This window comes from Stenotrophomonas bentonitica (assembly GCF_013185915.1).
Lineage (GTDB): Bacteria > Pseudomonadota > Gammaproteobacteria > Xanthomonadales > Xanthomonadaceae > Stenotrophomonas > Stenotrophomonas bentonitica.
The window spans coordinates 622322-634178 of sequence record NZ_JAAZUH010000001.1 but is presented as its reverse complement, the minus strand read 5'-3'; the positions used below and the strand labels follow the sequence as shown (position 1 = coordinate 634178).

At 67.2% G+C, this 11857-nt stretch carries 11 protein-coding genes; 10 read left to right on the top strand and 1 reads right to left on the bottom strand.

What is annotated here, in order from left to right:
- The first annotated feature begins 38 nt into the window (after window positions 1–38).
- Window positions 39–1151 (top strand): alkene reductase, encoded by a 1113-nt coding sequence (locus HGB51_RS02820; RefSeq protein ID WP_070206267.1) that lies wholly within the window; start codon window positions 39–41, stop codon window positions 1149–1151.
- Window positions 1152–1303: 152 nt separating this feature from the next.
- Here HGB51_RS02820 and ppsA read toward each other — a convergent pair whose 3' ends face one another.
- On the bottom strand, window positions 1304–3682 hold the full coding sequence (gene ppsA / locus HGB51_RS02815; protein ID WP_070206266.1) for a phosphoenolpyruvate synthase: 2379 nt from the start codon (window positions 3680–3682) through the stop codon (window positions 1304–1306).
- A 143-nt stretch (window positions 3683–3825) separates the two neighbouring features.
- On the opposite strand from ppsA, the gene ppsR reads away from it, so the two are divergent.
- The 9 genes from ppsR to HGB51_RS02770 all read left to right on the top strand — a co-directional run bounded on the left by ppsR (window position 3826) and on the right by HGB51_RS02770 (window position 11838).
- The gene (ppsR, locus tag HGB51_RS02810; RefSeq protein WP_070206265.1) at window positions 3826–4647 is read left to right on the top strand and encodes a posphoenolpyruvate synthetase regulatory kinase/phosphorylase PpsR; all 822 of its coding nucleotides are present in this window, start codon (window positions 3826–3828) and stop codon (window positions 4645–4647) included.
- 57 nt (window positions 4648–4704) lie between these two features.
- Entirely contained in the window at window positions 4705–5217 is a 513-nt protein-coding gene (locus tag HGB51_RS02805; RefSeq protein WP_070206264.1) for a DUF1249 domain-containing protein, read from the top strand.
- A 4-nt stretch (window positions 5218–5221) separates the two neighbouring features.
- Window positions 5222–5710 carry an NUDIX hydrolase gene (locus HGB51_RS02800; protein WP_070206263.1) on the top strand — a complete coding sequence of 163 codons (489 nt, stop codon included), beginning with the start codon at window positions 5222–5224 and terminating at the stop codon, window positions 5708–5710.
- 222 nt (window positions 5711–5932) lie between these two features.
- Window positions 5933–6547 (top strand): CDP-alcohol phosphatidyltransferase family protein, encoded by a 615-nt coding sequence (locus tag HGB51_RS02795; protein ID WP_171966720.1) that lies wholly within the window; start codon window positions 5933–5935, stop codon window positions 6545–6547.
- Window positions 6544–7530 carry a class III poly(R)-hydroxyalkanoic acid synthase subunit PhaE gene (phaE, locus tag HGB51_RS02790; RefSeq protein ID WP_070209255.1) on the top strand — a complete coding sequence of 329 codons (987 nt, stop codon included), beginning with the start codon at window positions 6544–6546 and terminating at the stop codon, window positions 7528–7530. Before HGB51_RS02795 ends, phaE begins: the two co-directional genes overlap by 4 nt.
- Entirely contained in the window at window positions 7527–8594 is a 1068-nt protein-coding gene (gene phaC, locus HGB51_RS02785) for a class III poly(R)-hydroxyalkanoic acid synthase subunit PhaC (RefSeq protein ID WP_070209256.1), read from the top strand. The genes phaE and phaC overlap by 4 nt, the downstream gene beginning before the upstream one ends.
- Entirely contained in the window at window positions 8573–9058 is a 486-nt protein-coding gene (locus HGB51_RS02780; RefSeq protein WP_070209257.1) for a hypothetical protein, read from the top strand. Before phaC ends, HGB51_RS02780 begins: the two co-directional genes overlap by 22 nt.
- An 81-nt stretch (window positions 9059–9139) precedes the next feature.
- On the top strand, window positions 9140–9355 hold the full coding sequence (locus HGB51_RS02775) for a hypothetical protein (protein ID WP_070209258.1): 216 nt from the start codon (window positions 9140–9142) through the stop codon (window positions 9353–9355).
- A 113-nt stretch (window positions 9356–9468) separates the two neighbouring features.
- Window positions 9469–11838, top strand: coding sequence for a Tex family protein (locus tag HGB51_RS02770; RefSeq protein WP_070209259.1), 2370 nt, complete (start codon window positions 9469–9471; stop codon window positions 11836–11838).
- Window positions 11839–11857 lie beyond the last annotated feature (19 nt).

Genomic DNA, 11857 nt, shown 5'->3' with positions numbered 1-11857 from the left:
TCCCCATCCTTGCCACAGTCTCCCCGCAAGGATCCCCCATGCTCTTCACCCCCTACCGCCTCGGCGCGCTAACCCTGCCCAATCGCATCGTGATGCCGCCGATGACCCGCTCGCGCGCCGCCGCCGGCAACGTCGCCACCCCGCTGATGGCCGAGTACTACGCCCAGCGCGCCTCGGCCGGCCTGATTGTCAGCGAAGGCACCCAGATCAGCCCGCAGGGGCAGGGCTATGCCTGGACCCCCGGCATCCACGATGACGCCCAGGTCGCTGGCTGGCGCGGCGTCACCGATGCCGTGCACGCCGCCGGTGGGCGCATCTTCGCCCAGCTCTGGCACGTCGGCCGCGTCTCGCACGTGGACCTGCAGCCGGGCGGCGCCGCCCCGGTCTCGTCTTCGGCGCTGCAGGCCGAGGGCGTGAAGGTGTTCGTCGACGTCGCCGGCACCGGCCCGCAGGGTGGAGTGGGCGAGATGGTCCAGCACTCCATGCCGCGTGCGCTCGACATCGCCGAGATCCCGCAGATCGTGCGCGAGTACGCCCTGGCCGCCCGCCGCGCGATCGAGGCCGGTTTCGACGGCGTCGAACTGCATGGCGCCAATGGCTACCTGATCAACCAGTTCATCGACTCGCAGGCCAACCAGCGCACCGACACTTACGGTGGCTCGCTGCAGAACCGCCTGCGTTTCCTGCGCGAGGTGACCGAAGCGGTTGCTGCCGAAGTGGGCGCCGAGCGCGTCGGCGTGCGCCTTGCCCCGTTGACCACCCTGCAGGGCGCAGTGGACGACACCCCGCAGGCGACCTACCTGGCCGCCGCGCACATCCTGGACAGCATCGGCGTGGGCTACCTGCACATCGCCGAAGCCGATTGGGACGATGCCCCGGTGATGCCGGTGGCGTTCAAGGAAGCATTGCGCATGGTGTATCGCGGCACGTTGATTTACGCAGGCAAGTACACCGTGGAGCGTGCGGAGGAAGCGTTGGCGAAGGGCTGGGCGGATCTGATCGGGTTTGGCCGGCCGTTCATTGCCAACCCGGACCTGCCGGAGCGGTTGCAGCAGGGTCTCGAATTGAACGCGCCGGACAAGGCGACGTTCTTCGGGGGCGGGGAGGTTGGTTTTACCGACTATCCCGTGACGGAGCCTGCATTGGGATAGAGCCACGCCCTGCGTGGCTTCGCGGTGCCGGAACGGAGAGCAGCCACGCAGGGCGTGGCTCTACCGAGGTAGACGACACCGTCATAAAAAAACCCCGCCTAGGCGGGGGACGGAACCAATAAAAAACCCCGCCGAGGCGGGGTTTTTCGTTATCAGCTGTTGGCCTTCAACTTGGCCAACCGCAGCCAGGTATCGACCACGGTGTCCGGATTCAGCGACACCGACTCAATGCCTTCCTGCATCAGCCACTCGGCCAGGTCCGGGTGATCCGACGGCCCCTGGCCGCAGATGCCCACGTACTTGCCCTTGGCGCGCGCAGCCTTGATCGCCAGCGACAGCAGCTTCTTCACCGCCGGGTTCCGCTCGTCGAACAGGTGCGCCACGATCGACGAGTCGCGGTCCAGGCCCAGGGTCAGCTGGGTCAGATCGTTGGAGCCGATCGAGAAGCCGTCGAAGATCTCCAGGAACTCATCGGCGAGCAGTGCGTTGGACGGCACTTCGCACATCATGATGATCTTCAGGCCGTTCTCGCCCTGCTTCAGGCCATTGGCCGCCAGCACTTCGACCACCCTGCGGCCTTCTTCCAGCGTGCGCACGAACGGAATCATGACCCACAGGTTGTCCAGGCCCATCTCGTTGCGCACGCGCAGCACGGCCTTGCACTCCAGCGCGAAGGCGGCCGAGAAGCTCGGGTCGACGTAACGGCTGGCGCCGCGGAAGCCGATCATCGGGTTCTCTTCGTGCGGCTCGTAGTTGCTGCCGCCGATCAGGTTCGCGTACTCGTTGGACTTGAAGTCCGACAGGCGCACGATCACCGGGTTCGGCGCCACCGATGCGGTCAGCGTGGCAATGCCTTCGGCCAGGCGGTTCACGTAGAAGCTCACCGGGTCGGCGTAACCGGCGATCTTCTCGTCGATCTTCTTCTTCGTGGCCGCATCCTGGCGGTCGTACTCCAGCAGCGCGTTGGGATGGATGCCGATGTGGCTGGCAATGATCATCTCCAGGCGGGCCAGGCCGATGCCGGCGTTGGGCAGCTGGCCGAAGTCGAACGCACGCTCCGGGTTGGCCACGTTCATCATGATCTTCAGCGGCGCCGGCGGCATGTTGCCCAGGTCCGTGGTGGTGCGCTCGAAGTCCAGCTTGCCTTCGTAGATGAAGCCGGTGTCGCCCTCGGCGCAGCTGACCGTCACTTCCTGGCCGTCCTGCAGCACCTGGGTGGCGTTGCCCGAACCGACCACGGCCGGCACGCCCAGCTCACGCGCGATGATCGCTGCGTGGCAGGTACGGCCACCACGGTTGGTCACGATCGCCGAGGCGCGCTTCATCACCGGTTCCCAATCGGGATCGGTCATGTCGGCGATCAGCACGTCGCCCGGCTGCACGCGGGCCATGTCGTCCAGCGACTTGACCACGCGGGCCACGCCGGCGCCGATCTTGGCACCCACCGCGCGGCCTTCGGCCAGCACCTTGCCGTCCTTCTGGTTCAGCGCGAAACGCTCGATCTGGGTGGCGTGGCCACGCGACTTCACCGTTTCCGGGCGCGCCTGCACGATGAACAGCTTGCCGCTCACCCCGTCCTTGGCCCACTCGATGTCCATCGGGCGGCCGTAATGCTTTTCGATGATCAGCGCCTGCTTGGACAGTTCCTGCACGTCCTCGTCGCTGATCGAGAAGGTATTGCGCTGCTCCACCGGGGTGTCTTCGATGCGCACGCGCTCACCGGGCACGTCCGAATAGACCATGCGGATCGCCTTGCTGCCCAGCGAGCGGCGCAGGATGGCCGGCTTGCCGGCGTTCAGCGTGGGCTTGTAGACGTAGAACTCATCGGGGTTGACCGCACCCTGCACGACCATTTCGCCCAGGCCGAAGCTGGAGGTCACGAACACCACGTCGCGGAAGCCCGACTCGGTGTCCAGGGTGAACAGCACGCCGGACGAACCCGCGCCCGAGCGCACCATCAGCTGCACGCCCGAGGACAGGAACACGTCTTCGTGCTTGAACCCGTGGTGCACGCGATAGGCGATGGCACGGTCGTTGTAGAGCGAGGCGAACACTTCCTTGACCTTGTGCACGACGTCGTCGGCACCGGTGACGTTGAGGAAGGTTTCCTGCTGGCCGGCGAACGAGGCGTCAGGCAGGTCTTCGGCGGTGGCCGAGGAGCGCACGGCCACGGCCACGTCGCCGCCGCCGTTCTCGTCGCACAGCTGCCTGTAGGCGCTGCGGATGTCCTGGTCCAGCTGCGGCTGCAGCGGGGCGTCGATCACCCAGCCGCGGATTTCCTTGCCGGCTGCGGTGAGCGCGGCGACATCTTCCACGTCCAGCGTGGCCAGCTTGTCGAAAATGCGCTTGGAAAGATCGTTGTGTGCGATGAAGTCCTTGAAGGCTTCAGCGGTGGTTGCGTAACCGCCGGGGACAGAAACCCCCAGACCGGCAAGATTGCCGATCATTTCGCCAAGCGACGAATTCTTGCCGCCTACGCGGGCCAGGTCGGCCAGGCGCAGTTCGTGCAACCACAGGATATTCTCGTTCAAGCGCGATGCTCCGTTTGGCCATCGCCCGAGGCGGGCTTAATGGCCACGTCCGTAGGAAGAAGCCGATATGATGCCGGGCAGACCGCCGTCGGCACAAGCTTGTATCGTCGGCCTTTTTCAGCTTCAGAGGGGTTAAGAGCCGTATGTCGACGATCCGTCCGGTCTTCTACGTATCCGATGGAACCGGTATCACCGCTGAAACCATTGGGCATAGCCTGCTCACCCAGTTCTCCGGATTCAGCTTCATCACCGATCGGATGTCGTTCATAGACGACCCCGAAAAAGCGCGGGAAGCCTGTGAACGGATCAAGGCGGCGGGGGAGCGCTACCAGGTCCGGCCGATCGTGGTCAGTTCCTGCGTGGACAGCGGGCTGAGCATGATCCTGGCCGAAAGCGGCGGGCTGATGCTCGACGTGTTCGCCCCCTTCATCGAGCCGCTGGAGCGCGAACTGGCGGTCAACCGCCATTCCCGGGTCGGCCAGGCGCACGGCATGGTCGACTTCGAGACCTACCACCGCCGCATCAACGCGATGAACTTCGCGCTGACCCACGACGACGGCATCGCCATCAACTACGACGACGCCGACGTGATCCTGGTAGCGGTATCGCGGGCCGGCAAGACCCCGACCTGCATCTACCTGGCCCTGCATTACGGGGTGCGCGCGGCCAATTACCCGCTGACCGACGAGGACCTGGAGCAGGACCGCCTGCCGGCCCGGCTGCGGCCCTACCGCAAGAAGCTGTTCGGGCTGACCATCGACCCGGACCGGCTGCAGCAGATCCGCCAGGAGCGCCGCCCCAATTCGCGCTACGCCAACCTGGAAACCTGCCGCCGCGAGGTCGCCGCGGCCGAGACCATGTTCCGGATGGAGCGGATTCCCACCCTGAGCACCACCCATACCTCGATCGAGGAGATTTCCAGCAAGGTATTGACCACGCTGGGGTTGCAGCGCGAATTGTATTGACGGTTGACCGGTGGCATTCCGCCCCCACGTTGAAGGATCAACGTGTAGGATCGAACCATGGCCCAGGCATCGCCCCGCATCGAACGTATTCCCCGCCTCAGCCGCCTGAGCTGGCTGATGGGGCTGTACGCCGAAAACTACCGACATCTGGTCCGGCTGTTCGGGCCGGCCGACCTGGCCCCGGGCAGCTATGTGTCCTCGGTCGGCGACGGGCTGGACGTGCGCCTGGACGTGATCGAGTGCCACCGGTACACCGTGGAACTGCGCCTGACCTACGACTTCGCCGACCCGGTCACCGGGCAGCCGGACCCTTCGGCCTATGTTCGCCTGTACCGCGACGCCCGCCAGGCCGAGACAACCCATTGCTATGTGGGCCGCCGCTGGCAGGACGTGGTGGGCATGTACCCGCCGCCGGCCGAGCTGATCAGCCACCGCATGCGCATGAACACCTTCCTGGGCAAGTGGCTGGAATACCTGGCCGAGCGCGGCCACGGCGTGGCCACCCTGCGCAGGGACCGCGACGCCGCCCCCGCACCTTCCGACACCCGTCGCGCCCAGATAGCCGGTTGACCTGATGCCCTATACCCCGATCGTGGCCACCCTGGGCTACGTGCTGTCCCCTGATGGCCGCCAGGCCCTGATGATCCACCGCAACGCCCGCCCTGGCGACCAGCACCTGGGCAAGTACAACGGCCTGGGCGGCAAGGTCGAGCGCGACGAGGACGTGGCCGCCGGCATGCGCCGCGAGATCCTGGAGGAGGCCGGCATCGAATGCGGCACCATGCGCCTGCGTGGCACGCTCAGCTGGCCGGGGTTTGGCAAGGCCGGCGAGGACTGGTTCGGCTTCGTGTTCGTCATCGACGACTTCACCGGCACGCCGCTGACCTCCAACCCGGAAGGCACCCTGGAATGGGTGGACGTGGACAAGCTGGAGACCCTGCCGCTGTGGGAGGGCGACCGCCAGTTCCTGCCGATGGTGTTCGACGCCGACCCGCGCCCGTTCCACGGTGTCATGCCCTATCGCGATGGCGTCATGCAGGGTTGGTCATATACCCGTCTGTAGGGAAGTCCCGTGTTATCCACAGGGGGTGTGGATGACCGGTGCGTAAGTTTGTGGATAAGACCCGGCATCGACCAGCGCCCATGGCTGTCAAGATGGGTGGCGAAAAATTCACCGCTGGTCAGCGCCGCGTGAGTGCCATGCGAAGGTGCGCCTGTCCGTGAAGGCTGTCGCGGTTTGGCCTGCTCGCGGTACTCTTTCCGTATTGCCGCCACCCGAGCTTCCATGAAACGTCACTTCTCGATGCTGCGCGAGTTCCAGCTGGCCGACTGGTTCACCCTGGCCAATGCGTTCTGCGGCACCGGCGCCGTGTTTGCGGCGATGCGCTTCCTGCAGGACGGCGAGCGCAGCTACCTGCTGTTCGGCATGGCGCTGATCCCGCTGGCCTTCATCTTCGACGCGCTGGACGGGCGCATCGCGCGCTGGCGGAAGTCCAGCTCGACCCTGGGCCGCGAACTGGACTCGCTTTCCGACGTGATCTCCTTCGGCGTGGCCCCGGCCGCGCTGGCCTATGCCTGCGGCATGCAGGGCGGCTGGGACTGGCTGGTGCTGAGCTACTTCGTGTGCTGCGGAGTGAGCCGCCTGGCCCGCTACAACGTCACCGCCGAGGCGCTGGCCGGCGAGGGCGACAAGGTGCCGTACTTCGAAGGCACGCCGATTCCGACCAGCCTGGCGCTGGTGGTGGTGCTGGCCATCGCCGCCAGCATGGGCGCGATCGGCCACGACCTGTGGCTGGGTCGCTGGCAGCTGGGTCCGTGGCAGCTGCACCCGCTGGTGCTGCTGTTCGCCCTCTCGGGTTCGCTGATGATCAGCAAGACCCTGCGCATTCCCAAGCCATGAGCACGGCCGGCAGCGGACACGACGCGGGCGACTTCGAGGCACTGGCGCGCCAGTACTTCAGCGCCTGGGGCGATGCGCTGCGCCATGCGGCCGCCCCCGGTGCGGGCGGGCCTGCCGCGCCGGGCGGCTGGCAGCAGGCCATCGATGGCTGGGCGCAGTTGATGTCCAGCCCGGGCAACCGCCAGTCCGAAGACGCCGTGCACCGGTTCCGCGAGCAGGCCGGTGGCTGGTACGGGACCATGCAGCAGGTGGCCGCGCAGTTCGCCGGCCAGGACGCCAGCAGTGCCGACATCGCCCAGGCCTGGCGCAACGCGGTGGAAGGGCAGGGCGACGGCCTGTTGAAGTGGATGCTGCAGGGCGCACGCGGGCATACCCAGCCCGGCGGCCCCGACCTGCTGGCCCTGCTGGAACGCCTGCAGCAGGACCTCGGTCCGTGGCTGCAGAGCCCGGCGTTCGGCCCCGGCCGTGAGCACCAGGCGCGCTGGCAGGCATTGCTGCGCGCCCAGCAGGAATTCCAGGGCCACGCCAGCGACTACGTGGACCAGATCAAAAAGGCGCTGGACGACGCGTTCGCCCTGTTCGAGCAGCGGCTGGCCGAGCACGAGCAGCCGGGCAACCAGCTGACCAGTGCGCGCGCCATGTTCGACCTGTGGATCGAGGCGGCCGAAGATGCCTACGCCAAGGTCGCGATGTCCGAACCGTTCCAGAAGGTGTACGCGTCGCTGGGCAATGCCCAGATGCGCCTGCGCAGCGCCGCGCAGCAGGAAGTAGAGCGTCTGTGCGAAGCGTTCGGCCTGCCGACCCGCACCGAAATGGATGCCGCGCACCGGCGCATCACCGAACTGGAGCGGCTGGTGAGGCGCATGGCGGCGAAGGCCGGCCCCGAGCCGACCGCCAAGGCAAAGCCGAAGAAGGCCACCAAGGCTGCCAAGCCAAAAGCGGCCAAGGCCACCAAGCCGCGCGCCCGCAAGGCCGCGCCATGAAGGGACCGCTGGGCTTCAACGCCGAAGACCTGATGCAGGAAACCCTGTCCATGCAGCGCAAGCTGATGGACGGGCTGAAGCTGCTGCCGTCGGTCGAAGACGTGGACTACGGCGCCACCGCGCGCGAGGAAGTCTGGCGCGACGGCAAGGTCACCCTGTACCGTTTCGTCGGCGAAGAAACACCGGTGCAGCGCACGCCGCTGCTGATCGTCTACGCGCTGGTCAACCGCCCGTACATGGTCGACCTGCAGGCCGACCGCTCGCTGGTGCAGCGCCTGCTGGCACTGGGCCACGACGTGTACGTGCTGGACTGGGGCTACCCGGACCGCTCCGAGCGTTACCAGACCTTGGAAGACTACCTGCTGCGGTTCGTCGACGGCGCGGTGGACCATCTGGTTGCGGCCAACGACGGCGCGCCGATCAACATGCTCGGCGTCTGCCAGGGCGGGGTGTTTGCGCTGTGCTACGCCGCGCTGCGCCAGCCCAAACTGGCCAACCTGATCACCATGGTCACCCCGGTCGACTTCCAGACCCCGGACAACATGCTCTCCCACTGGGCGCGGCAGGTGGACGTAGACCTGCTGGTGGACACGCTGGGCAACATCCCGGCCGACCTGATGAACGCCAGTTACCTGATGCTCAAGCCGTTCCGGCTCAACATCCAGAAGTACGTGGGCCTGCTCGACATCCTCGACGACAAGGCCGCGCTGCAGGATTTCCTGCGCATGGAGAAATGGATCTTCGACTCGCCCGACCTGGCCGGTGAAGCGTTCCGTGACTTCATCAAGCAGTTCTACCAGGGCAACGGCCTGATGCACGACGGCGTGCGGATCGGCGAAGAGCATGTGGACCTGCGCCAGGTCAGGCTGCCGGTGCTGAACATCTACGCCGAGCAGGACCACCTGGTGCCGCCAGACGCGTCACGTGCGATGAAAGGCCGGATCGGCAGCGACGACTACACCGAGAGCAGCTTCCGCGGCGGCCACATCGGCATCTATGTCTCCGGCCGCGCCCAGCGCGAAGTGCCGGGTACCATTTCGGCATGGCTGGCCGAACGCACCTGACTCCAACCACGCTGCGCGTGCTGCAGGCACTGGGCGCGGTCTGGACCGTGCCCAACACCCTGATCGGCATCGTCGGCGGCCTCGCCGGCATGCCGGCCGGCGCCCGACCGTACTGGAGCCGGCGCGACTGCGCGTTGGTGTTCCGCGACTATCCCTGGGGACCGGGCGGGGCGATAACCCTGGGCAACGTGATCCTGCACACCGGCCCACGCCTGGACGTGCCGTGCCGCACCTACGCGCACCAGGCCGGGCAGTGCACCGAGCCAGTGATCTCCCTGCACGACCATGAACGCGCCCACGTCTTCCAGTACCTGGTGCTGGGCCCGTTCTACCTGCCGATGTACCTGCTGTGCGGCGGGGTCAGCGCACGCAATCCGTTCGAACGCGCGGCCGACCTGTACGCGCTGAACGGCCATGGCTGGTGGCCCACGCGGCGTCATCTGCATGAAAGCAAAGGTCATTAGCCTCCTGACGCACCAGTCAGGTTGGCCACGCTAAGCTGTGACCTGTTGGACATGCATGACGTTTCTGGAGGAACACATCACATGGCAATCGTTCTTTATGTCGGTGGTAGCAAGGATGGCGACAAGGGCCTGGTGCCCCACGGATTCACCAAGTCCCAGGCCGATACTGACATCGGCCCCGAAATCTACACCGAGCGCTTCATGGAGCTGCAGGGCCTGGGCAGGGTCCGGGTGATGGCGCTGGAGTCGCTCAACGACGACGCCGCCAAGCTGCGCGCGGCCCGCCACTACCGCTGAGCATGCCGACCCCCGGTCGGTACCTACCGGGTCTGGCAATGTCAACGGGTTTCCCCCGCCGCCCTGCGTTGCCACAATCGGTGTTTTCCGCATAGTGGCTTCGGCCGGACGCAATGCCAGACCTCAAGCTCGCCCAGCAGATCGCCCATACCATCGCCGTTGAAATCGGTGCCCAGACGGCGCAGGCGCAGGCCGCCATCGCGCTGCTCGACGAGGGCGCCAGCGTTCCGTTCATCGCGCGCTACCGCAAGGAAGTCACCGGCGGGCTGGACGACACCCAGCTGCGCAACCTGGAAACCCGCCTGACCTACCTGCGCGAGCTGGAAGACCGCCGCGCGGCCGTGCTGGCGAGCATCGACGAGCAGGGCAAGCTCAGCGACGAACTGCGCAACGACATTCTGGGCGCCGACACCAAGTCGCGCCTGGAAGACCTGTACCTGCCGTACAAGCCCAAGCGCCGCACCCGCGCCCAGATCGCCCGCGAGGCCGGCCTGGAGCCGCTGGCCGATGGCCTGCTGGCCGACCCGGGGCTCGACCCGCAGGTATTCGCGGCCGGGTTCGTCGACGCCGAGAAGGGCGTGGCCGATGCCAAGGCCGCGCTGGAAGGCGCCCGCGCGATCCTGATGGAGCGCTGGGGCGAAGACGCCGCGCTGGTCGGCGAGCTGCGCGCCTGGCTGGGCGACACCGGCGTGATCCGTGCGCGCGTGGCCGAAGGCAAGGAAGAGCAGGGCGCCAAGTACCGCGATTATTTCGAACATGCCGAGTCGCTGGCGAAGATTCCCTCGCACCGCCTGCTGGCGCTGTTCCGCGCACGCCGCGAAGACATCCTGTTCCTGGAACTGGACCCGGGCAGCGACGCCGAAGCCGGGCACGTGTATGCCGAAGGCCGCGTGGCATTCAAGGCCGGCATCCGCGATGCCGGGCGCCCGGGCGACCGCTGGCTGCTCGACGCCTGCCGCCTGACCTGGCGCGCCAAGCTGCACATGCACCTGCTGCTGGACCTGTTCAACCAGGCCCGCGAAAAGGCCGAGGCCGAGGCCATCGGCGTGTTTGGCGACAACCTCAAGGACCTGCTGCTGGCTGCGCCGGCCGGCCCGAAGACCGTGCTCGGCCTGGACCCGGGTATCCGCACCGGTTGCAAGATCGCCGTGGTCGACGCCACCGGAAAGCTGGTCGCCACCGACACCATCTACCCGCACGAACCGCGCCGCCAGTGGGACCAGTCGCTGGCCACCATCCGCCAGCTGTGCATGAAGCACAACGTGGAACTGATCGCGATCGGCAACGGTACCGCCAGCCGCGAAACCGACAAGCTGGCAGGTGAAGTGATCCAGGCGCTGGGCGAGGCCAAGCTGCAGAAGATCGTAGTCAGCGAAGCCGGCGCTTCGGTGTACTCGGCGTCCGAGTTCGCGGCGAAAGAGTTCCCGGACCTGGACGTCTCGATCCGCGGCGCGGTGTCGATCGCGCGGCGCCTGCAGGACCCGCTGGCCGAACTGGTCAAGATCGAACCCAAGGCCATCGGCGTGGGCCAGTACCAGCACGACGTCGACCAGTACCGGCTGGCGCGCGCGCTGGACGCGCGGGTGGAAGACTGCGTCAACGCGGTCGGCGTGCACGTCAACACCGCCTCGGCCGCGCTGCTCTCGCGCGTGTCGGGCCTGTCCTCGACCGTGGCCGAGAACATCGTCCGCCACCGTGACGAGAACGGTCCGTTCAAGCGCCGCAAGGACCTGCTCAAGGTGCCGCGCCTGGGCGACAAGACCTTCGAACAGTGCGCCGGCTTCCTGCGCATCGCCGACGGCGACCAGCCGCTGGATGCGTCCTCGGTGCACCCCGAAGCCTACCCGGTGGTGGAGCGGATCGTGGCCGCCACCGAACGCCCGATCAAGGCGCTGATCGGCGACGGCAGCTTCCTGCGCGGGCTGAAGGCCGAACAGTTCACCGACGCCACCTTCGGCGTGCCGACCGTGCGCGACATCCTCAAGGAACTGGAGAAGCCGGGCCGCGACCCGCGCCCGGAATTCAAGGCCGCGCGCTTTGCCGAAGGCGTGGAGGAGATCAAGGACCTCAAGCCCGGCATGATCCTGGAAGGCGTGGTCAGCAACGTGGCCGCATTCGGCGCGTTCGTCGACATCGGCGTGCACCAGGACGGCCTTATCCATATCTCGGCGCTCTCCGACACCTACGTCAAGGACCCGCGCGACGTGGTCAAGGCCGGCGACATCGTCAAGGTCAAGGTGCTGGAGGTGGACGTGGCGCGCAAGCGCATCGCCCTGACCCGGCGCCTGGACGACACCCCGGCCCCGGCCAAGGCCCCCGGCGAGCGCGACGCGCGCCCGGCCGGTGCAGGCCGGCGCGACGGTGGTGGCGGTCGTCCGGGTGGCGGCCGTGGTGCCCCGACCGGCCCGCGCCCGGGCAGCGCCGCGCCGCCGGCCAACAATGCGCTGGCCGAGGCCTTCGCCAAGGCCAAGCGCGGCGGCTGAGACCCTCCCCGTTTCCCGC